At 71.2% G+C, this 21,005-nt stretch carries 21 protein-coding genes; 13 read left to right on the top strand and 8 right to left on the bottom strand.

Translation table 11 applies throughout. The features are described from left to right. Nucleotides 1-19 precede the first annotated feature (19 nt). The 5 genes from IEZ31_RS12100 to IEZ31_RS12080 all read right to left on the bottom strand — a co-directional run bounded on the left by IEZ31_RS12100 (nucleotide 20) and on the right by IEZ31_RS12080 (nucleotide 4,408). Nucleotides 20-1,003, bottom strand: coding sequence for a helix-turn-helix domain-containing protein (locus IEZ31_RS12100; RefSeq protein ID WP_190249902.1), 984 nt, complete (start codon nucleotides 1,001-1,003; stop codon nucleotides 20-22). A 382-nt stretch (nucleotides 1,004-1,385) separates the two neighbouring features. After that, nucleotides 1,386-2,099, bottom strand: a complete 714-nt coding sequence (locus tag IEZ31_RS12095; protein ID WP_190249901.1) for a PP2C family protein-serine/threonine phosphatase — start codon at nucleotides 2,097-2,099, stop codon at nucleotides 1,386-1,388. Beyond that, nucleotides 2,096-2,917, bottom strand: a complete 822-nt coding sequence (locus tag IEZ31_RS12090; protein ID WP_268241663.1) for a GntR family transcriptional regulator — start codon at nucleotides 2,915-2,917, stop codon at nucleotides 2,096-2,098. Before IEZ31_RS12090 ends, IEZ31_RS12095 begins: the two co-directional genes overlap by 4 nt. 205 nt (nucleotides 2,918-3,122) lie before the next feature. After that, nucleotides 3,123-3,629 (bottom strand): GNAT family N-acetyltransferase, encoded by a 507-nt coding sequence (locus tag IEZ31_RS12085; protein WP_229834786.1) that lies wholly within the window; start codon nucleotides 3,627-3,629, stop codon nucleotides 3,123-3,125. Nucleotides 3,630-3,673: 44 nt separating this feature from the next. After that, the gene (locus IEZ31_RS12080) at nucleotides 3,674-4,408 is read right to left on the bottom strand and encodes a GntR family transcriptional regulator (RefSeq protein WP_190249898.1); all 735 of its coding nucleotides are present in this window, start codon (nucleotides 4,406-4,408) and stop codon (nucleotides 3,674-3,676) included. Nucleotides 4,409-4,712: 304 nt separating this feature from the next. Here IEZ31_RS12080 and IEZ31_RS12075 point away from each other — a divergent pair, with 304 nt between their 5' ends. The 11 genes from IEZ31_RS12075 (at nucleotide 4,713) to IEZ31_RS56535 (ending at nucleotide 14,298) form a co-directional block, all read left to right on the top strand. Next, nucleotides 4,713-5,102: a WhiB family transcriptional regulator gene (locus IEZ31_RS12075; protein ID WP_190249897.1), complete on the top strand. Its 390-nt coding sequence runs from the start codon at nucleotides 4,713-4,715 to the stop codon at nucleotides 5,100-5,102. A gap of 110 nt (nucleotides 5,103-5,212) precedes the next feature. Then, on the top strand, nucleotides 5,213-5,803 hold the full coding sequence (locus IEZ31_RS12070) for a GGDEF domain-containing protein (protein WP_190249896.1): 591 nt from the start codon (nucleotides 5,213-5,215) through the stop codon (nucleotides 5,801-5,803). Continuing rightward, nucleotides 5,800-6,186, top strand: a complete 387-nt coding sequence (locus IEZ31_RS12065) for a hypothetical protein (protein WP_190249895.1) — start codon at nucleotides 5,800-5,802, stop codon at nucleotides 6,184-6,186. Before IEZ31_RS12070 ends, IEZ31_RS12065 begins: the two co-directional genes overlap by 4 nt. Nucleotides 6,187-6,385: 199 nt before the next feature. Then, complete coding sequence (locus IEZ31_RS12060) at nucleotides 6,386-6,862, top strand: hypothetical protein (protein WP_190249894.1); 477 nt, start codon at nucleotides 6,386-6,388, stop codon at nucleotides 6,860-6,862. A 49-nt stretch (nucleotides 6,863-6,911) separates the two neighbouring features. Beyond that, nucleotides 6,912-7,124: a hypothetical protein gene (locus IEZ31_RS12055; RefSeq protein WP_190249893.1), complete on the top strand. Its 213-nt coding sequence runs from the start codon at nucleotides 6,912-6,914 to the stop codon at nucleotides 7,122-7,124. Then, nucleotides 7,121-7,579, top strand: a complete 459-nt coding sequence (locus IEZ31_RS12050; RefSeq protein WP_190249892.1) for a hypothetical protein — start codon at nucleotides 7,121-7,123, stop codon at nucleotides 7,577-7,579. Before IEZ31_RS12055 ends, IEZ31_RS12050 begins: the two co-directional genes overlap by 4 nt. A gap of 14 nt (nucleotides 7,580-7,593) precedes the next feature. Then, the gene (locus IEZ31_RS12045; RefSeq protein WP_190249891.1) at nucleotides 7,594-8,016 is read left to right on the top strand and encodes a hypothetical protein; all 423 of its coding nucleotides are present in this window, start codon (nucleotides 7,594-7,596) and stop codon (nucleotides 8,014-8,016) included. A 6-nt stretch (nucleotides 8,017-8,022) separates the two neighbouring features. Then, nucleotides 8,023-9,036 carry a hypothetical protein gene (locus IEZ31_RS12040; RefSeq protein WP_190249890.1) on the top strand — a complete coding sequence of 338 codons (1,014 nt, stop codon included), beginning with the start codon at nucleotides 8,023-8,025 and terminating at the stop codon, nucleotides 9,034-9,036. 99 nt (nucleotides 9,037-9,135) lie between these two features. Further along, entirely contained in the window at nucleotides 9,136-11,292 is a 2,157-nt protein-coding gene (locus tag IEZ31_RS12035) for a type IV secretory system conjugative DNA transfer family protein (protein ID WP_190249889.1), read from the top strand. A 144-nt stretch (nucleotides 11,293-11,436) separates the two neighbouring features. Further along, on the top strand, nucleotides 11,437-11,679 hold the full coding sequence (locus IEZ31_RS12030) for a hypothetical protein (RefSeq protein WP_190249888.1): 243 nt from the start codon (nucleotides 11,437-11,439) through the stop codon (nucleotides 11,677-11,679). Nucleotides 11,680-12,078: 399 nt separating this feature from the next. After that, nucleotides 12,079-14,298 carry a hypothetical protein gene (locus tag IEZ31_RS56535; protein WP_229834783.1) on the top strand — a complete coding sequence of 740 codons (2,220 nt, stop codon included), beginning with the start codon at nucleotides 12,079-12,081 and terminating at the stop codon, nucleotides 14,296-14,298. Between the two features lie 125 nt (nucleotides 14,299-14,423). Here the strand turns inward: IEZ31_RS56535 and IEZ31_RS12020 are convergent, their stop codons facing one another. The 3 genes from IEZ31_RS12020 to IEZ31_RS12010 form a co-directional block, all read right to left on the bottom strand. Then, nucleotides 14,424-15,323 (bottom strand): ParB/RepB/Spo0J family partition protein, encoded by a 900-nt coding sequence (locus IEZ31_RS12020; RefSeq protein WP_190249887.1) that lies wholly within the window; start codon nucleotides 15,321-15,323, stop codon nucleotides 14,424-14,426. 1 nt (nucleotide 15,324) lies between these two features. After that, nucleotides 15,325-16,080, bottom strand: coding sequence for a ParA family partition ATPase (locus IEZ31_RS12015; protein WP_190249886.1), 756 nt, complete (start codon nucleotides 16,078-16,080; stop codon nucleotides 15,325-15,327). Nucleotides 16,081-18,155: 2,075 nt separating this feature from the next. Further along, entirely contained in the window at nucleotides 18,156-18,914 is a 759-nt protein-coding gene (locus tag IEZ31_RS12010) for a hypothetical protein (RefSeq protein WP_190249885.1), read from the bottom strand. 217 nt (nucleotides 18,915-19,131) lie between these two features. On the opposite strand from IEZ31_RS12010, the gene IEZ31_RS12005 reads away from it, so the two are divergent. Continuing rightward, nucleotides 19,132-20,673, top strand: a complete 1,542-nt coding sequence (locus tag IEZ31_RS12005) for a TnsB C-terminal domain-containing protein (RefSeq protein WP_190250085.1) — start codon at nucleotides 19,132-19,134, stop codon at nucleotides 20,671-20,673. Beyond that, a partial coding sequence (locus tag IEZ31_RS56530; RefSeq protein ID WP_229834781.1) for an AAA family ATPase occupies nucleotides 20,670-21,005 on the top strand: 336 nt, incomplete at its 3' end. The genes IEZ31_RS12005 and IEZ31_RS56530, both read left to right, overlap by 4 nt.

Raw genomic sequence — 21,005 nt, 5'->3', positions numbered from 1 at the left:
TTCGGCGGGGCCGCGGCACTCACCGCTCAGCCCCCGCCGACGCGGGCCGGCCGCATGGCGATCGCCCCGCAGCGGGCGCGCCACCCGGTGGCCCACCCGCAGAGAACCGCCGAGGCCGCTTCCCAGGACGTCGTACGCCCGGGCGACCCCTCCACGCGGTGGCCGGCCTGCCAGCCGAGCGGTGAACCGGCAACGACGCCAGCCGGTGCAGCAGCGGAGACCGGAGCCGGAGAGTGCCGGGCCGAGCGCCGTGCGTCCGGCAGGGCGGCACGGCGACCGACTCCGCGGTGGGCGCGCACACCTCCACCGCGACCTCGGCGGTCGAGGCCTCGTCCACCGGGACGGGCGCCGTCAACTCGACGGTCGCCGGATCCGCCTCGCGCAGGCGGGCACGGATGCGGCAAATCTGCCGACTCGTCGTCCCCAGCATCTGGGCCAGGTCGCTCTGCGACGAACCTGCCGCCGTCCCCAGGCGTACGACCTCGGCCGTCTCCTGACGAGTCAGTGTCGCGGCGAGCGAGCGCTCGCCGCACAACACCCGGTCTACCGCCACCTCGTCGACCAGGCCGGAGGCGTCCAGCGGCGCTGCGTCCCGGTTGTCGATGTCCTCGTCGAGCCAAACATGCAGGTCCCAGCCCTCGCGCTCAGCCAGCGCGCGGGTCAGCTCGCACGGGCCGTCGACGGCGTACAACTCGTCGTAGACCTCGGCGACCGCCTCAGCACTTGCCCGCGGGATCGACTGGCACCGCTCGCGGCACCACGAACTGAGCGTCTGGCGGGGGATCAGGCAGCGCTCGGACAGGTCGGTCAGGCTCCAGCCCATCGAACAGAGCGCGCGCAGACGGCGGGCCGTTCCAATGACGTCAACCCGGAGCGAGAGCAGGTCCGGACCCAATTCCACGGTGAGCAGCGCCTGCGCAACGCATCCACGAACATGCTGGACCCGGCGCTGCAAGATTCGGGTCACGGTCTTCGTGCTGACGCCGGCCTGCCCGGCGATCACACTCGGTGGGATGTCTCGAGCGCGAAGACGTACCAGGTGCTCGCGGACGATGTCGACCGGTACAAAGGGCGACGCGGCTTGGATGGGCCGGTCTGGCCCGTTGATCCGACTCGTTGTTGGCGCGGTGTCCTCACAGCAGGGCACGAGCACCCTCCTTGCGTTGAAAGCGGGTGTGCCGAACTACCGCCCGCCGGGCTTATGCCGGCAGGTTTGTGGTGACGGATGCGCAGCGGGGGACCATCCCGATGCACACCCGACTTGCGGCTTCGTGGGGACCATCCACTCGGCCGCCGCGCCTAGTTCGAACTAGGCACTCTCAGTGTGTGTGGTGTTACTTCCCTCCGTCAAGGTTTGGTTCGAACTAGCGCCATGATCTTTCGACTTAAGTCGATCGAACGTCCAACACGATCACGGTGATGTTGTCGTGGCCGCCGTGAGCAAGCCCGAGCTCAACCAGGCGGTCTGCTGCATCGTGCGGCGTCGGAGACGAGGTAAGCGCGTTCTGGATCTCGGCGTGGGGAACGTACGAACTGAGGCCGTCCGAGCAGAGCAAGAATCGATCACCGGGCTGGAATTGCCACAAGGTGATGTCGGGTGACCTGCCATCGGTTCGGCCGTCAAGGAAGCGAGAAAGCCGCTCGGGGAGGTTTGGCACGCTCTTCGAGTCGGCGACCAGGTGGCCATACGTATGGTCCTCGGTGATCTGTGCCAGGTCGCCGGGGCGACGCAGCACGTAGGCCCGGGAGTCCCCGAGGTTGGCCAAAGCGGCGGACGAACCGGAGAACAGCAGCGCCACCAAGGTGGTCGCCATGCCGGCCAGCTCGGGATCGGCCGCTGTACGGCGGCGCAGTGCCTCGTTGATGGAATGGACTGCCGTGCCGAGAGCTCGTGCGAGGGCTTCCGAGTCGACCGGCCGGTCGTAGGCGTGCAGAGCTTTCATCGCATCAGCGCTGGCGACGTCGCCGGCGACGTGTCCGCCGAGCCCGTCGGCTACGGCGACCAGATACGGACCGACGTGTAGTGCGTCCTCGTTGCGACGCCGCACAAGGCCGACGTGAGTGCGGCCTGCTGCGGCAACGGTGACGGTGGTCGTCATGACTCACCTTCCGATGTGAGGCCTCCGGAACCGTCCTGACTGTCTGGCCAGGGTGCCTGGGCCAGTTCGTCCCGGTGTAGCACGTGGACTGTCTCGACGCGGTCGCTGGCGATGACGTACTCCGTCACCTCGACGGGCTGGTCGTCGGAGCCGGATAGGCCCTGCCGGACGATCTCCAGAACGGGGAGGCTGGTGGGAATCTCCAACTGCGCGGCCTCTTCCTTGCTGGGCATCCGCGCTCGATGGAATTCGACCCACCGGATGGGCCAGTGGCCGGCCTTCTCGATGCGGTACAGCCATTCGCCGGCTGCCGGATTTGCATCAACATCCACGACGAGGTCGGCCACCCGGGGGTGGATCCATGAGATGTTGATCTGGAACGGCGCTTCTGACGCTGGCCCGGTGACACGAAGTCGACGCAGTACCTCGGTTCCTGGCTTGACGCCCAGCAACTTGGCGATGCGCGGATCGTTCAGCCGGGCGGGCGCGTTGACGGCGTGACCGTGGCGGACACACACCTCCTGGCTGCTTGCAGAGGGGAACGAATAGCCAAGGCTCTGTTCATTGCGCTTGACAAGATCGCCTCTGGGTCGCCGAGGGCGCATGGTGCCGTAGCGCACGACGATGCCGCTTCCCTGTACGGCCCATACATAGCCCTCAGTCTCGAGCGCTGCGATCGCTCTGCCTATGGTGTCGCGATTCGCGCCGTACTCAGCAGCAAGATCGTTAAGCCGGGGTAGGTGCGCGCCGGGGGCCCACTCGTTGGCCTCGATCCTGGTTCGGATCTGGGAGGCGATGTCTAGGTAGCGCGAGTGCACGACCACCGCAACCCCTTCTTCCCCCTGAATTGTCTTGGGACACTCGTTGACATGGAGTCCCGCTCAGGCACGATTGTCCCAAGACTAAGTGTCCCAAGACAACTGTGAGGGCACGGAGACGACGTTGGGCCCTGCGGCCTGTTGCGGCTCAGGGCGTGTTGGTTGACAAGTTCATCGTGTGATCGGATGACCCGATCGCTGGCGGCTATGCGAGCTCGAACAGCTCGGGGCCGTCGGAAACGTGGAACCCCGCGGGACGCTGGGCCAGCCAACCGGACTCTGTCCGGCGGTGCTCCGGCTTGACCGTCCTAACGTGCTGGAATCCAAGCTTTAGGTAGTAGGCGTGGAGACGATCGTTGTCGCGCCGGACGTCGATGCGAACCCACCGCTTATCGAGGCGATGCGCTCTGTGGCTCGCCCAGTCCAAGATCGAGCTACCGAGTCCGCGGCCGGCGTGCGCGCGAGAGACGATCATTTTGCCGAGGTACAGCGCGCTGTCGGGATCGTCTTCGATGTCCCAGAAATCCATGTCGGCCTGTGGGCTCAGTGCCGCGGTCGCCACGACCTCGTCGCCCGCCTCAACCACCCAGGCGATGCCAGCGACCACTGATGCGGTCATCACGGTGCGTGCGTAGTCGAAGTAGTCGCTGGTCCATTGGGTGACGTCTCGATCACGCAGCCATTGCTCCGCTTCGGTGCGAAGCGAGATCATTGCCGCAAGATCCACGTCTTGGGCTAATCGAATCGTGTGCGGGCTCACTGGCCGCTGACCTCGTAGATGATGCGGTGCCGGTCGCCGGGCGCGATGGTCACAATGACCCGGACCGGACGTTTGCTCGAGTTGAAACCGGTCCTGGTGTGCTCCGCAACGGGCGTACCAGGAGGAAGCGACAGGCGGGCCTGCTCATCGGGGTCAGGCATTCGGACGACGATCTCGTCACGGAAGCGCACCTGCGGATGCCCTGCTGCTGCCATCAGGCCGCCAGGGATAGCAATATCGCCGGGCGACATGATCGGAGTGCCCTCCGCCACCCACAACGGGTAGTAGGAGTCAGCAGTCTGGAAGGGCGTGTCGTCGACCAAGCGCAGGCGGCGCCGCACGGCAACCTCGGTACCCCGCGCAAGATCGAGCCTGGCGGCGATGGAGTCGGGGGCAGGCGCCGTCTCAACCACGATTTCCTGCCGCGGCACACGGCCTTGGGCTGCAACGTCCGCGGCCCAGGCGTCTTGGCCAGCGCCTTCAATGTCACGACGACTCGTGCGGTGCTCGAAAGCGCCAGGATGCCAGTCGATCGGTGAGTACTCACGGACATAGCTGCCGCGGCGGTGCACCGTCACGACGAGACCTTCACTTGCCAGCGCTGCGAGCACCTTTTGGACGGCGGGCCGGGATGTCATGGAGTAGCGCTCCATGAGGTCGTCGACCGTGGGAAGCCGCTCGCCTGGCTGGTACTCGCCGGAGCGGATTGCGTCACGCAGCTCCCTCAACACGACGCGCCATCGCTCCGTGGTCGCCACTGCACCTCCGAAATTCGCCGGACACCTGCGCTGATCGTAGTTCGCACTAGGCCTTGACGTACATCACGAGGCACGGTCACACTTAAAACGCGCCTAGTTCGAACTAGAGAGTAGGCGCGTAGTCAAGTCGCTCTTGCGGATGGTCCCCGCGAGGGCGAGGGCTGGTTCAGGCGGGATGGTCCCCCGCCTGCTCCAGACAGAAGGAGGCCCCGGCGGGATGGTCCCCCACCGAGGCCAGTAGCCCGGCACACCCGCTTTCAGGAAGGAGGTCGGAGCTATGACCATCGTGGCACATCCACGTCTTGCGCTCTCTGCACCGGTCCGGGCGACCGTTCCGGAGCACGTCGAGATGCTCGACACCGAGACGCTCGCTGAGTTCGTCGACGCCGGCGGGGACGCGAGGCCCTGCCAGCACAAAGATCCTGAGGACTACTTCCCGCTCATCGGATCCAAACCTGCTAAGCCCGAGAGCAAGCGGTACATCGAGGAGCAGGTGCGGGCCCGCCAGCTCTGCCAGGACTGCCCGGTGCTCGTCGAGTGCCGTGAGCTGGCGCTGCGTACGCGCGGCGGCCGGCACGGTGTCTGGGGCGGCACGTCTGAGTGGGAGCGGGTCAATATCCGCACCGCTCGCCTTGCCGAGACGCGCGCCGCGAAGGCGGCAGCGTGATGCCCGGCGAAATGCTCGCATTCGCCGGCATGGCGGCCGCGGCAGTTGGCGGTCTGGTCTTGGGCCGCTGCACGGCCAATGAGGCGCTCCGCAGCGAACGAGACGACGCCTTGACCCAGCTGCGCACCGATGCGCTGACCGGGCTGCCGAACCGCCTCGGCCTGGAGGCCGAGATGGAGCGTCGTCAGGGCACGTCCTACACGCTCGGCCTGCTCGACCTGGACAACTTCAAGGCCGTCAACGACCGGTGCGGTCACGAGGCGGGCGATGATCTCCTGATCGAGATCGCCGACCGGCTGCGCTGGGAGGTTGGCGCCAACGGCTTCGCCACGCGTCTGCACGGCGATGAGTTCGTGGTCCTGCTGCCGGCGATGACCGACGACCAGGCGGCCATGGCGGCGTGGGAGATCAAGGAAGGTCTCGCCGCGCCGTACGAGCTGCCGGGCATCTTCCCGTACCTGCAGTGGGCGTCGATCGGCATGACCCACGCCGAGCCCGGTGAGCAGGACGGTGACGTGCTGCGCCGCGCCGACGTGGCGATGTACCGCGCCAAGCGCGGCCAGATCGGAATCACGGTGTTCGACCCGACGCTCGACGTGCTGCCCCCGCGGGAGCAGGCCCGGCCGCAGGCCCGGCCGCAGGTCCGTCTGCGCGACATCGCCGCGGTGGTCACCGAACCGGACGGGGAGGTGGCGGCGTGAACGCGACCGTCATCGAGATGCATAGCCGGCCGCTGACGCGGGCGCGGGTGCTCGACTTCCTCGACCAGGACACCTACAAGGTCCTCAACGGAGTGGCCACGTGGTGGGGCGAGCAGGGCGAGGTCCTGGTCGCCACCGAGGATCGCGCGGTCGCCGCGCTGGCGGCCGACGCCCTGGTCCGCCAGCAGGTCGGCGACTCGCTGATCGAGGTATTCGGCGGCGTGGTCGTCGACCAGCCGATGTCGGTGGAGCTCGTGCCGACGGCCGTCGATCTCGGCGGCACGATGCCGGGGGAGAAGGTCACCTGGCGGCATGCGTCTCGTCCGGGGAGCAACACCGTCGTCATCTGCCGGGTGTGGGCCGGAGAGGACGGTGCCAAATGATCGTCCGCACCGTGCGGTCCAACAGCCGGATCGCGACCTGCCGGTCGTGCCGCGGCGTACCCACCTGGAAGCACCTCGTCGGCGACGTCCACACGGCGACCAGGCGCCGTCGCGGCCGAACTAACGGCGTCTGCGACGACTGCTCCGGCGACGGCATCGTGCTGCGCCAGCGCAAGCGAGTCGGCAGGAGGGGCCAGCGATGACGACTGGCACTCGAACGCCTGAACTGCAGCGTCTGGACCGGCTCGCCGCTCTGTCGGTCGGGTTCGGCGCGGCGGCGGGCGCTGCCCTGTCCGTCGCGACGAACACGGTCGCCGCCCTGGTCATGGGACCGGGCCCGCTCACGGCCGCCGACGTCGTGCCGGACCCGTTCTACGCCGGCATCGCGATCGCGGCCGGTTCGCTGCTCACCACCGGCTGCTCATTGATCGTCAGTCGGCGGCGGGCCCACGCGGCGCACGCCACGGCTGCGCAGCTCGAGCAGCAACTCGCGGAGATCGACGCTCTGATCGCGGCGATCAACGCCGGCGGCGTGCATCCCGACGAGTTGCCCGAACTGCTCGGCCGGCTCGGCATCGAGATCGAAGAGGACAACGACGCGGCGGCCGCTCGTGCGGCCGCGTCGACCGGCCAGCTCGTGTCCCGCGAGCTGGTCCCGGCAGGGGAGGGGGTCTGAGCTGATGGCTGGCCGTCGTCGCCGTAAGGGACTGCCCACGCAGGCGCAGATGCGCGCGGTACGCAGCCAGGTCGCGGTCAACACGCGCCTGGCGGACGCCGCGACGCCCGGTCAGCGGGTCGTGGCGGCCGCTCAGCACCTGTCGTCGGCCATGCAGGACGCCGACGCCGCGCTCGTCGAGCGGATCGCCGAGACCGCCGTGGCGGACCTGCTGGCTCAGGCCCAAGAACTCGCCCAGCACCGGAACAGGACTTCCGCATGACGCCCGGAAACGACCTCGGGCAGCGTGCCGACCGCTACGGCAGGCACGCCGCCGTCACCGACGAGACCCCCGCACCCGCCCGCGACGACGACGTCGTGGACGACAACGACCGGCTGTTCAGCTGGCGCGAGGTGCTCGGCTACTTCACCCCGCCGGCTCCCTGGGCAACGCCGCCGGCGTCGCTGGACGAGCTGGCCAGCTACGCCCACGTCGGTGAGTGGGCCGCACCGCGCGGCCTGCGCCGCGTCGTCGGCATCGCCTACTGGTACCTCATCGGCCTGCCGTCCACCGTGGCCTGCCGCTACGCCGAGTGGACCGTGCAGCGGCCGGGCCGGCTGCTCACGGTCCTGCTCGTCGGCGCGGTGCTCTACAAAACCCCGCCCGGGCATTGGGCCGCCCACACGGTCGACGGGGTTCTCCAGTTCGTCTTCCACCCCCTGACCTGGCTTTTCTGAGGAGGGCCGCCAACATGCTCGCACTCGCGGGATACATGTCCCTGATCGCCGCCGTCGCGCTCGGCGCCGGCCTGGCGTGCTTCATGCGCAAGAGCGCACCCCGTTTCGTCGCCTGGTGCGCCCTCATCGTCGGCTTCGGTATCGCCGGCTGGATCGGTGTCGGCGTCGGCTCCGCCGTCGACACGTTCACCCTCGCCGTCGACAACGTCGGCCACGCGGTGACCGGGCTGTCGATCGCCACGGCCGTCGCGGTGTTCCTGTTCCTGTGGTTCGTCTTCGACGTCCGCAAGAAGGGCAAGGTCTCCAAGGTCGCGCCGCTGGTCGGGCTGCTCCTGCCGTCGGTGCTGCCGATCCTGATCGGCGCGTTCATGGCGATGCCGGCGACCCGACCGGCCGTGGAGCAGATCAACGCCTTCGTCGCCGCGATGCGGAAGTGACCGGCCATGGGACTTGAAGGCGTCGTCGGTTTGATCTTCGTCGTCGTCGTCTGCTGCTACGCGGTGAAGACCGCCGTTGCCGACAGCGTGTACGCGATCCGGGGGCAGACGCCACCGCGGGTCAAGCTGCGTATGGCCGAGCTGCAGAAGACCGGCAAGGCCCGCTACAGCTTCTGGGACTACCTGGGCGACCTGTTCCAGCACGCGCTCGAGGAGCGGCGCAAGGTACGCGACGCCCGGCGAGCCGACCCGCTCGCCGGGCGCGGCCCGCTGCGTCGCTTCCTCAGCAAGTGGTGGGCGAAGCAGTGGGAAGAAGCCTGGGACGCCTGGCTGGACCGGCAGGAGAAGAAGGAGCAGGCCAAGGCCGACCGGGCCGAGCGGCGCCGCTCGAAGCCGGCCGAGGGCGACCCGATCGACGACGACGCGCCGCTCTGGCGACGCTGGTCGGCGGGCGTCGGCAACTGGTTCCGGAAGCTGTTCAAGGTCGACGTGGACCGGGACGGTGACGGCGGCGCCGTCGATGACGACACCGAGTACCAGGGACCGCAGGCGTCCCAAGGCCCTTCCGGCGGCCCGCAGCAGCCGGCGCCGACCGGCTCGGGCCGAGGCGGACCTCCGCCCGAGAACGCGGTTCCCCAGCGGCCGGCGCCGAGGCCGGCCGCTACCCCCCAGCCCGGTGACCAGCCGCTGGCCACCGTCATCCCGATGTTCAAGGAGGAATCCACCATGTCCGACGCTCCCGAGGTCACCGGCCTGGGCACCGCCACGCAGTACGCCGGCGGGATGGCCCAGGCGCACGCCAGCTCGGTCGCCGCGACCGAGCAGTTCGTCGCCAACCTGCAGGGCAACGGCGTCAGCGGTGAGGTGATCAGCGCCGCCACGGCCGCGCAGGAGGCCAGCAACGCCGCCGCGGCGGCGTGGGATCGCGCCAACCAGGTGCTCACCCAGCACAGCCAGGTGAAGGAGGCGTACGACGCCAACCCCGGCGCCGGCTCCAAGGAGTTCGTCACCGCTGAGTAAGCGGCCACGGCCGCTTCCGTCGGGCCAGTCCTGCACCCGCAGTACTGGCCCGCGCGGTGGCCGCCGACCGGCCCTCCACCCGAATACCAGGAGGAGATCGTGGTTTACGTACAGCCCGACCCGCGCGCCGATCGCCGGCGCGCTACAGCCGTGTACCCGCCGTACGCGGCGCCGGCGCCGTCGTATCCCGACCCGCTCGGCCAGCACGCCTACCCGGCCGCCGCGACGGCGGACGGATACGCGGATCAGCCGCCCCCGCCACCGGCCCCGTCCGAGCCGCCGTCGCGCCCCGTGCGGCGGCTGGGCCGCCGATACCTGCGCAAGCAGACCGCCCCGCACTACACTATGGCCCTGCTGGCGCTGTCGGCGACCGCGGCGCGGGCGGCGATCGACCTCACCGGCGCGGAGGCCGAGGTGGCGATGGCCACCGCCGCGACGGCGTTCACCGTGGCCATCGTCGCGTCGATCGTGGCGATGCGGCGCGCGCCGAGCCGTCGCGACCGCCGCTGGGCGGTCGTCTGCGCGGCCGCGGCCGCGACCTGGGTCAGCTCGGTGGCCGCCAACGGGATGTCCTGGGACGCTGCGGGGATCCTCGTCGCCGTCGGCACCGTGCTGGCGCTGCCCTGGTGGCGCCGGCACCGGCTGCCCAACAGCCCCGTGGTTGAGCCGCTCGTCGTCGAGGACGAGCAGGACTCCTACCAGGCGCTGTGGGGGATGTACTGCGGCGGCAACTCCGGCGGGCCGCTGCGCGGCTCGTGGCTGACCGGCCGCGAGGAGATCAAGTCCGGTGAGCGGTACGTCGTGCAGCTGGTGCCCGGCAAGCAGTCGCTGCAGACGGCCCTGGCCGCCCTGCCGATGCTGCGCACCGGCCTGCGGCTGCGGCCCGGCCAGGACCTCATCATCGAAAAGCACCCGCTGCTCGACGAGGCGTGCCTGCAGCTGACCATCGTCACCCGCTCGCCGGTCAAGCAGCCGATCGGCTGGCCCGGCCCCTCTGCGTACAACCCGCGCACCGGCAAGCTCGCGCTCGGCCCGTTCGTCGACGGCGAGGGCGTCGGGCACTGGCGCGTGTGCACCGAGAACAGCCTGTGGGGCGGCTTCCTCTGCGGCGGCATCGGCTCCGGTAAGAGCCGGATGTTCGAGTCGCTGGCGCTGACCCTGGCCGCGCACGGCTTCGTGATCTGGTTCGGCGACAAGCAGGGCGGCGCGTCGTCGCCGCTGCTGGCCAAGCACGCCGACTACGCCGCCCGCAGCACCGCCGACATCGACCGGATGCTCGACGTGGCCCTGCTGGTCATGCAGCTGCGCGAGGCGGAGAACACCCTCGAGGAGCTCGACGGGTTCACGCACAGCCCGGCCCGGCCCGGCCTGCTCATCTTCATCGACGAGTGCCACGAGCCGTTCGCCGACCCGAAGATCCAGGCCAAGGCGACGACCATCGCGCGGGAGGGCCGCAAGCTCGGCGTCGCGATCATCGCCGCGTCGCAGACCGGCACCCTGGACGCGTTCGGCACCGGCCCGGCTGCGGACACCCTGCGCTCGTCGCTGATGTCCGGCAACCTCGTGGTACTGCGATGCATCTCGAACAACCCCAAGAACATCTTCGGGATGGACATCGACCCGAAGGCGTTCCCCCCGCTGCCCGGCTACGGCCTGCTCGTCGACAAGTCCGGTGAGGGCCGCTCGGCCCCGCTACGCGGCTACGACCCCGGGGACAAGGAGACCCGCAGCGCGTTCGCCCGCCAGGTCACCTGGCGCGGCCTCGACGTCGGCGCCGCCAACGCCGCCGGCGTGCTCTACCGCGACCGGCGGCTGAAGGAGCAGGCAGACCGGGCCGCGCTGGCGGCGAAGGTCGCCGCCCTGCGCGCCGGCCAGCCCCTGGCCGCCGACGCGCCCGGCACCACCACGCCGCCGAAGCCGGCGCAGCCGGTCCTCACGGTCGTGCAGTTCCCGACCTGGCCCGGCAACCAGCCGGCCGCCGCACCGGCCGGGGCGCCGACCACCGCGAACAAGGGCGACGCAGCCGACCGGCGGCTAACCCGATCGCACCACACCGTCCTGCAGGCGATCCGGGAGGGACGAACCACCAACGCCGAGATCCGCCGGACGAGCGGATGGGGCGAAACCCACGTCCGCAACCTCCTCAACGACCTGTGCGACTGGGGCTACCTCAGCCGCCGGGCCGACCTCTACGGCCACTACGACGTCACCGACCAGGCAGCCGGGCTCACCGACGACCTCGCGGCCATGGCATGACGCAGCCAGGGCGCGACGGCCGCCGTCGCTCCCTGCGCCGCGTCACCAGGCCCGCTGAGGGAGGAGAGAATGGGATGAGCGAATCGAAGCTGCTCGGCGTGTCGGGGCTGCGGTACTGGTACCAGCCCTGGCAAGATCCTGGCTATGGACACGGATGCTCGGCTGCCGAAACCAGTCGCCGGCGACCTGCGGCTCCTGAAAGCGTACGTACCGCCGGAAAGGTGGGCGGACGTCACGGAGCGCGCGAAACGGGCCGGTCTCACGGTCAGCGGCTACCTCAACGCGCTGATCGACCGCGACGAGCTCGACGACACGGGCACGCCCGTGTGGGCCGCCGCACGGTCGTCCGCGCAGCTGCCGTTGGCCGAGCTCAATCCTGCTGCCTGACCCATCCAACCGGCGTACCCGCCCGGGAAGGAGCACAGCTCTCAAGCCACGCGATAACTGAATACAGACAGCAAACGACGGCCCCGGCTGTTTGCTTGGCCGCTGACGCCAGGACCGTCGTCAATCCGAACCGAAGGCAGACTTATGCGTCCTCCTCCGGACGGGTTCGCGCATGCTTTATAGCGCACCCGCATCCAGGATAACGGAGGCGCCCGACAAGTCCACCAGCCGCGCGGGGATTTCTTCTCCCCGTCCGGACGAGGTGCGCCCGTTTGCTCCGCATGACATCCGTTTTGCGGGCAAATCCGGGATGCACGGTGACGACCGGCCACCGGCCGGTGTCGGGCCCCTCCAGCACACCGCGGCCGCCGCCGCGCACCTCAGGCGTGGCGGTCGTCGATGACGGCGCGACCTAGCGCGGCCGCCGGTAGCGGCTTCTGCGTGCCCTGCTACGCCGCCGGCGTCGTGAGCCTCGCCGTCGACCCCGCAGGCGGGGGCGCGTGCGCGGCGCACCGAGCCGGCCCTACGGTGGCCCGGCTGGCGCACCCCGCAGCCACAGTCGACGGCGGCGACATCGCGCTGGAGACCACCCGGTCCGGCCAGGACCGTCTCGCGATGCGTGGCGTGCCCCGGCGGCCGTACGCCACCGGCGTGCAGGTGTCGTGTGCCCGGTGTGCCGAGCATGGGATCGACAAGCTTGGCATGCCGGACCGGTTCCCTGGTGATCCGACGCCACTGTGCCGGTCGTGCTGGCGCTCCGAGCAGCAGCGCCGGGCCCGTGCCGAGGCGCAGCGGCAGGTGGCGCAGGCATGGGAAGAGGTCGGCGAGGCTGCGGTGTGCCCGGTGTGCGGGCCCGGCCAGCCTGGCCACGGCGGCCGGTTGCCGGCGATCGAGGATCTGCTGTCCGGCCCGGCGCTGGACGTTGTCCAGTCGCGGCGCCAGCACCGTGGTGTGCAGCTCGCCCGGCCCGTGCGGGGCGGCTGCTGGTGGTGCGGCGACCGGGCCTGGCTGGAGAGCCAGCGGTGGCAGTTTGAGCAGGATCAGGCCGCCGCGGCCGAGGCGGAGGCGGCCCGGGTCGAGGCCGAGTTCGAGCGCATGGCCGCGGTGGCCGAGGCAGAGGCCGTGGTGGCGGATCTGACCGGCTGGAGGGAGCGGCTGCACAACATCGCGACCGGGTATGTCCGCGGGAACAGCTGGGGCCGTGCGGTCGAGCTGTCCGCGGACGCCTACGCCCGGTTGGACGCGGCGCGTACCAGCCGCCGGGGCCGGCCGCCGGTGGTGGCCCGGCTGGTCGCCACGGTCCTCGCCGCGGACTCCGACTGCCGCACGGGCCGGCGGGCGCTGCCTGGCCGGGAGCGCACCGCGGAGCTGATCGGATACAGCGACCGGGCGGTGTACGACGCGTGGCAGCTGCTCGCCGGCGAGTCGGTGGGCTGGGCGCGGCGGACCCGCGTCGGCGGCCGCAACTCGCTGCAGCGACGCATCGAGACCGGCCGGTGGAACGACCGTGGCGAGTTCGACATCCACCCGCTGACCCATTCCCCGATCGACCCGGCCGTCCGGGCCCGCTACGTGCCTGAGGCCCTGGCCATGCTGGGCCAGCTCCTCGAGCGCGCCCAGCAGCTGCTCGACACCGCCCAGGCCGAGCTGGACGACCTGCGCGCCGCGGCCGAGCGGGCACCGGGCTGGGGCGCTGAGCTGGCCTGCCGGGCCCAGGCCCGGCAGGCCACCCGCCAGGTCCTGGCCGCGGTCACCAGCCCTGACGCGGCAGTCAAGATCACCCGGAATATCTGCCGATCCCACCCGGTGACTAGAGGTGAGTGTGTTAACTCCTGTCCGTCTTGGGGTTTGAGATTCTCCCGGCCAATCATGATCCACTCCCGGCGGTGCCGGGCTGGGCAGCCGGCCGAGGGCCGGAGTAGGGACGGCGCTTCGCGCTCATCGACTAGAGCGGGCTTGGGTGATCTTGAACGGCGCGGGCCGTCGCCAGCAAGGCCCACGTCACCACCCCTAGACCGTCCTAGGACGCGGTACGTGCCGCGAAGCACGTCACGACCCTCCCGAGCCCGTGTACGGCCGGACTGGGCCGACTTCGCGCCTGGCCTCGCCCGGGACCTGATTCCGCGCCTGCCCTGGCTGGGAGGGGTACGCCGGCCCGCCGTGGCTGCAGTGCTCGGCGCCCGGCTCGGCCCGGACTGGACCGCACCCGCGGTCCTCGCCTGGCTGGCCAAGACCCGGACCCGCCCGCTGCTGGACAACCCGGACAACCCCCTCGCCTACCTGGCCGCCGTGCTCGACCAGGCACTGACCGGCGACGCCGAGCCACCCCACCCGGCCCGCCGCCACGCCGAACACCGCCACCAGGTCGCCGCAGCGACCTCCGACACCCAGCGCGACGCCCAAGCCGCCCGCCGCGCCGAACTCGACGCCCGCGACGCCGCCGCAGCGAGCGGCGAGACTCGGGCCGCCGGCGTGGCCGCCGCCCGCGCCGCGATCCGCCGCCACCAGCCGGCGGCGCCGGCCGTCTCGGCGGCCAACTGCGACTGGCCCGAGCCGGCCAAACCAGGTGGTGGCGTCGACCACCTCCGGCCCAGCGAGCCGCACAACGCGCGGAAGTGACCGGCCGACAACGGCGGACCAGGACCCGCGCCCGGACGTTGGGCCAGCCGCCCCGATCGGCCATGAAGAATGGCTGCCCCCGACCGGCGGGTCGGGGGCAGCCATTCTTGTCCTGTGGATTGCGGCTAGTCCTCGCGCAGTAGCTCTTCGATCAGGGCACGGAGATCCTCGGCCGGCAGTTCGGCACGCAATGTCGCCGCGATCTTGGACGGCGTGCCGCCGAGTCGGCGGATCGCCGACGCAGTCGGCGAGGGCCGTTGGCTCGGTACCTTGGTGGCCGGGCTCGCCGGCGGGTCGTCGTCGCCGTCCTGATTAACCGCGGTTAATCCGGCTGATCGACGCTCTCGCCATGCCTCGAGCGCGGCGAGCTGCTCCTCGACGGGCAGCTTGTGCAAGTCCCGTACTTCCCGCAGAGGAATTCGGTCCTCCGTCTCGTCTGCGCGCAGCGCTTCCTGCAACTGCGGGGCGAGCTTGAGCAGGTTGCGGCGCTGCGTCACCCAGGCCGGCGTCCGCCCAAGCTGTTCGGCCGCCGCCTGGCCGGTGCCGCACTCCTCAACGAGCAGCTGCACCGCACGGGCCTCCTCGATCGGGTCGTAGTCCTCCCGGTCGATGTTCTCCGCCGCGGTGGCGGAGATGAACTTGCCCCGCGACGAGGCCAGGTCGTTCTTGACCGTAATATCGATCGTGGGCAGGCCGGCCTCGATGATCGCCGCCCGACGGCGGCCTCCGGTGACCTGGACGAAGGCGACGCCGTCGACAGCGGCCTCGTGCTCGGGGAAGATGGCAAGGAACGCCGTGCGGGTCACGACGGTGCACGGTTGTAGCTGGCCATGTTCGACGATCGACTTGGCGATGCTCGTGATCTTCGCCGGCCGGGCGCTGATGTCGCGGGTGTTCAGAGGGTTCGCAGCCACCTGCTCAACGCGGGGCGGGCGTGGCGGGGTCTCGGTGAAGCCGGGAACCCGGGCCTCCTCCAGCGGGGGCTCGTCGGCGAGCTCGGCGAGATTGATGCGCTTGCCCGCCACGTCATGCCTCCTGAGCCAGCAGGGTGTCGACGCCGGCTGGCGACGGTCCATCGGGGATCGCTCCGCCGTAGCCCAGCTCCAGTGCGAGCCGGAAGAAGTCTTCGCGGGCCTCCATCGCCACCCGGTTCTTGGGGTACTGCGTGACGACCAGACCCTCAGCGCTAGCCCGCGTGTGGATCTTGTAGCGGCGCACCACCGTGTTGCACAGCGGCCAACGCTTCTTGCTGATGTACTGCGCAGTCTGCTGCAGGTCGGGGAGACCGTCTCGGGGATCCCATGCGTTGACCACGACCCGATACGGGATACCCCTCGGGGCGATCACCCGGTCGATCGTGCGGGCGGTCGGGTCGTATGCCAGCGGCTCCGGCAGCATCGGCACCAGCACGTCGTCGCATTCGTCGAGTGCGGCTGCAAGGATTCGCTCGTCCTCCAGGGACCCCGGAGTGTCGACGAAGATGTGGGCCTTGCCGAGTCGGCGAAGCTTTCGCAGGTCGTGCGGGTCTTCGACCTGAGCGAAGTCGAACGGCAGGCCGCCGGCCTTTTCCACCCGCGCCGACCACCACACGGAGGATGCCTGCGGGTCGGTGGATACCACCATGACCGGGCTGTCCGGATCGCCGACAGCCTCGGCGGCCTCGCGCATCAGCGCCGGCGGATTGACCAAGACGTCGTAGGTGACGGCGCCGAGATTCATCGCCACCGTCGTCTTCCCGACGCCGCCCTTTTGATTGGCAATCACGTGGATTTGTGTGGGCATGCGCCCTCCGTCCCGTTTGCTTCCCGGGGGCCACTCCCCCGGTACTTCGGATGCCGTCATGGTAGGGCGGCTGAGCTGTGACGACATGCTGGCGCGCCGGTAGGTCCCCCGGATTAACCGCGGTTAATCCGGCCGGGACGGTCCGCCGCTATGCCCCGGCGTCGGCGCCAGCAGGTCCCCGATTAACCGCGGTTAATCGATCATCAGTGGGATCCGGACGGGGCGGCCTCCCCCGTCCAGCGAGTGCCGCTTTAGGCGGCGCGACTAACCGCGGTTAATCGGACCGGCGGCGCCAGGGTTGCGACGCGACCGGCGGGCGCGCCTGCACCCCCTCCCTGCGTTTGACCGAGTCGACGCAGGGCGCGGCGTGGTGGATGGCGAGCTGCTTGTCGACGGCGGAGGGCGCTTCAGGCCGGCCGCCACTCCCCCGGGCCGTGAGGGATCACGGACGAGCGCGGCTTTGTTGATCTTCGATTCGCGGGTCCTCCCCCGATGTGATGATCAACTACATGCTGGGCGACGCGGCCGTGCCGAACACGTCCAGTAACGTGCCGCCGCCGCCTCCGGGAGTGCTCCAGGCGGCGGCTGCATCGCTCGCGGTCAGTAACGACGGCGGCCACTCCCCCGTCGTTCCGGCCACGCGTTCCGCACCGTTCCCCGGAGGCTGTTCCGGGCCGTTCCGGGCCGTTCCGTGGGGTGCCGAGCCCACCGTTCCGCCGGCGCTCCCGACGTTGTTCCGGGATCGTTCCGGCGAACCGTGCCGACCGTTCCGCCGGACTGTTCCGCCTCGACCGTTCCGCGGACCGTTCCGCGACCCGGTCGCCGTTCCGCCGCGACCGTGCCGTCGTGCCGGCCGGACCGTTCCGCGGCGCCGGGCCTTCAGTCGACGCCGTCCTCTGCCGCCGTGCCGGCCAGGCCGGCGGCGCGGCCTGACGGCGCGGGTCGGTGTCCGCCCGCCGGCTTTCCGCCGTCGGTCGACGCCGAGTCGCGAGGGGCCGGCCGGGCCGCGGGCGGCGCCCGGGACACGAAGAGCGCCGCGGCCGGCCGGGGGACGTGGCGCTGGCGGCGGCGCTACGCCGGATGTTCACCGTCGGTCAAACCGCACACCGCACCGCACTGGCCGGTGCGGGTGGTGCGGGGGAGGGGCCAATGCGGGGGCGCGCGCGGCCGCGCGCGCGAAGATAGCACCGGGAACCGCAGTAGCAAAGAGTTACCGCCGACGAAGTTGAAGACTCCTGCGTAGCCCCGGTACGAGCGCTCCTCGGCCCGCGCGGAGCCGGCTGTCGGGCACTCCGGCGACGGCGGGCGCCCGGGGCCGACCGACCCGCGAGTGGTCGTCTCGGCGGAACGATCCGGGCGGCGTCGTCCGGGGCTGACCCCCGCCGACCGTTCCGCGGATCGCCGGTCTGTCGAACCGTTCCGGCGGGACCGTGCCGCCGGCGCCGGCGGCGTCCGCCGGTCGTGCCGCGCTCGCGCCTCATGCGTTCCGGGGGCCTCGGGAGGCACGCGACGGCGGCTGGCGGACCGTTCCGCAGCGCCGCCGGCACGGCCGGGACGCCGGGCGGAACGGCCGGCGACCGTTCCGCCCGGCGTTCCGCCCGGCCGTCCGGGACTGTTCCGTCGAACCGTGCCGCGCCATGCCGCACCGTTCCGGGCGCCGTTCCGCGGACCATTCCGGTGCCGTTCCGCGCCGCTGCAGCTCAGGCGGGCGGCCGTGGGCGGACACGCTCCGTCACGGTTGGTGGTGCCCGGCCGGATCGTTCCGGTGCCGTGCCGGAACCGTGCCGCTCACCCTGCGTAGGCGTTCCGCCGTGCCGAGTGGGGCGTTACCAGGCCGGCCCGGGCGCCGGCGCGTGGTAGCGATGCCGCTAACACCACCCATGAATCGATGCTGCTCAGCCCCTGGAAGCGCCCGGCGTTATGCCGCAGTAACACCTCTCCCGCCGGCGACGAGCTCCGGGGCGGGCGCGCAGCAGCGAGAGGAAGGGGCGGCTGCGCGGACGCTGGGCGTGATCGGCCCGGATGCGGTGGGCCGGGGGTGGCGCCCGAAAAACCGGCGACCAGCGCCGTCGTGCTCAGGCTGCGCCGGCGGTGTCGCGGATGCGCCGGTACTGAGCGGAGAGCACCTGCCAGTCGCGCAACGCCCGGCGCAGGGCGTGGGCGTCGGGTAGGGCGAGCACCGCAGGCACGGTGGCCATCGCGTCGACGGCGTAGAAGATCTGGGTGTAGGCGGCGGGCGTGCACACCTGCTCGCGCAGATCGCGGGCGACTTCGACGAGCCACTCGGCGGCCTCATCGTCGGCCAGGTCGCGATACTCCACGAGGGCGGCCGCGACCGCCCGCACGGCGGCGCGGTGCCGGTCGAGCCACAGCTGCTGACGCTGGGGCAGGGGCATGGTCGCTCGGCCGGCGGCCCGCTCGGCGCGCGCCACCTTCTCGTCGGGCCGGCCGTGCTGGCCGAGCAGCGCCTGCAGCCGGTCACGCCGGTCGACGAGGCCCTGGCCCGTACGGATTCCCAGCAGCCGGCCGAGCTCGCGACGGTTCATGCCCAGCTGCTCGGCGCGCTCCAGCAGCCATCGCTCGAGGCTCGCGCCGTACCACCACAACCACACGCGCAGGCGCAGCGCGTCGGTTACATCGGCGCGACGCACCTGCTCCGGGGTCCCCGCCCCGCTGTATTTGCGCAGGTAGGACAGCACGTGCAGGACGTCGACGACGGTGGGGTCGTCGCCGAGCTGCTCACGGTGCGGATCGTCGATCGCCGCACGCCGCTCGGCGATCGCCTGCAGTGCCAGCACGGCCCGGTCGTCGTCGATGCGCGGAGGGGTCGCCATGGGGTTCAGTGAAACACTGAACCCCGACCGGCGACGGCGCCTGGACCTCCGTGAGAGCGGCCGCTTCGTTGTCAGCAGACGGCCACGTCGTTGTCAGCAGGAAACGGCCACGGATCTGTCAGCAGCTGGAGGAGTCCCGTAGGTTGGGGGCGCTCGAGCGCAATCGACGGAGGCGACCGTGGCGGACGGCGGGCAGCACGCGTTGCGTGACGTGGTGTTGCGCCGGCTGGCGGAGCTTGGCGCTGCTGGGCCGTTGTCGCGGGAGCAGGTGGCCTTGGTAGCCGAGGGCGCTGGGGTGTCGGAGCGGACGGTGTGGCGTTGGGCCGCGCTGGCGGCGGGCCGGACCGAGCCGGTTGTGCGGCCGCGGTTGACGCTCGACGCGACGCTGCGGGAGCGGCTGGTGTTCTGGCGGGGCAACGTGACCGCGGTGCACCGCGAGCTGGTTGACGCCGCGGCGGCGGGCGGCCCACCTGCGCCGGGCGTGACGTCGCTGCGGCGGGCGGTGCGCGAGGCGCTGTCGCCGGGCGAGCGGGCTGGCCTGCGCCGGGGTGAGCGGGCCGCGCGGGCGCACGACGTGTTCCTGCAGCGGCCGGCGACGCACCGCAACGCCGCCTGGGAAGCCGACCACGTGGAGGCGTCGGTCGAAGTCGACGTCGAGGGCCGGCTGATCAAACCGTGGGTCACGTGGTTCGTGGACTGCGCGACGAACGTCGTGCTCGGGGTTGCGGTGACGCCGTGCGCGCCGAGCCGGGAGAGTGTCCTGGCCGCGCTGCGCGCGGCGATCGCCGTCGACGAGCCGTACGGCCCGGCTGGCGGCCTGCCCACGCTGGTGCGCGTGGACCGGGGCAAGGACTTCTTGTCGACGACGGTCGCGGCGGCGTGTGCGGTGTTCGCGGTCCGAGTAGTCGACCTGCCTGGGTACACGCCGCACCTGAAGGGCACCGTGGAGACGCTCAACGCTGCGGTGAAGTCGATGTTCTTCGCCGGGCTGCCCCGCTATACAGCGGCGCCGCGGCTGGCCAACGGCAAGCCGGCTGACCCGGACGCGCCCGCGCTGCGCTTCGAGGAGTTCGTCGACGAGTTGCTCGCGTGGATCGGCTGGTGGAACGGCCGTCACGAGATGGACGTGCTCGACGGGCGCACGCCGCTGCAGGCGTGGCTGGACGACCCGACCCCGCTGGCGATCGTCCCCGGCGAGGATCTGCGGCTGTTTACCCTGGAAGACGACGGCCGGGTCCGCACGATCACCGGCAAGGGCGTGCAGTGGCGCACCCGCTTCTACGTCGGGGCGTGGATGAACGGCGGCGCCAACGCCGGCCGGTCAGTGCGGGTGCGGTGGATGCCGCATCACGACCACGAGATCGAGGTCTTCGACGCGCGCACCGGCGCGCACCTCGGCCGGGCGGTGCTGGCCGACCAGGCCAGTCCGGAGCAGATCCGGGCGGTGCAGCGGGCCCGGGCCACGCGCCGAGACCGGCTGGCCCGCGAGCTCAAGGCGGTCGAGCGCACCCGCCGTCAGCGCTACGCCGCGTCCACGGTTGCCGAGCCGGCCCGGCCGCTGGGCGCGATGACCAGGAGCGAGGCCGCCGCCGAGCTCGCCGGCGCCGATGACCGCGAGGTGCGGCGGCAGGCCCGGCCCTGGGTCGTGCCGCTGGGCCCGCCGGCGCCGGGCTGGGTGCTGCCGCGCTCCGCCCGGACGGCTGATGCCGGCGGCGCCGACGGCCCGGCCGACGCGGGCGGGAAGGACGCGGCAGGATGATGACCTGGCTGGATTTCGATGAGCGCGACGATCACTACCTCGGCCTGTCCGGGGCGCATGTCGTGGCCACACCGGCGCTGCTGACGCTGCGGGACAACTTGGCCGATGTGCTGCAGGCGCGGGCGATGATGTGCGTGCATGGCGACGCCGGTCTGGGCAAGACGCTGTCGGTGAACGCGGCGCTGCGCGCCCTGGCGCCGGCGGACGTGTGCCGGGTGCAGTTCCGGGCCCGGCCGACCCCGCGCGACATCCGCCACGTGTTGTTCGACGCGCTCGGCTGCTCGGGCGCGCCGCCGGCCCGGCCGATCGAGTTCGACGCGCTGCTCAAGCAC

Source organism: Dactylosporangium sucinum (genome assembly GCF_014647515.1).
Lineage (GTDB): Bacteria > Actinomycetota > Actinomycetes > Mycobacteriales > Micromonosporaceae > Dactylosporangium > Dactylosporangium sucinum.
This window is presented reverse-complemented; position numbering and strand designations above follow the sequence as displayed.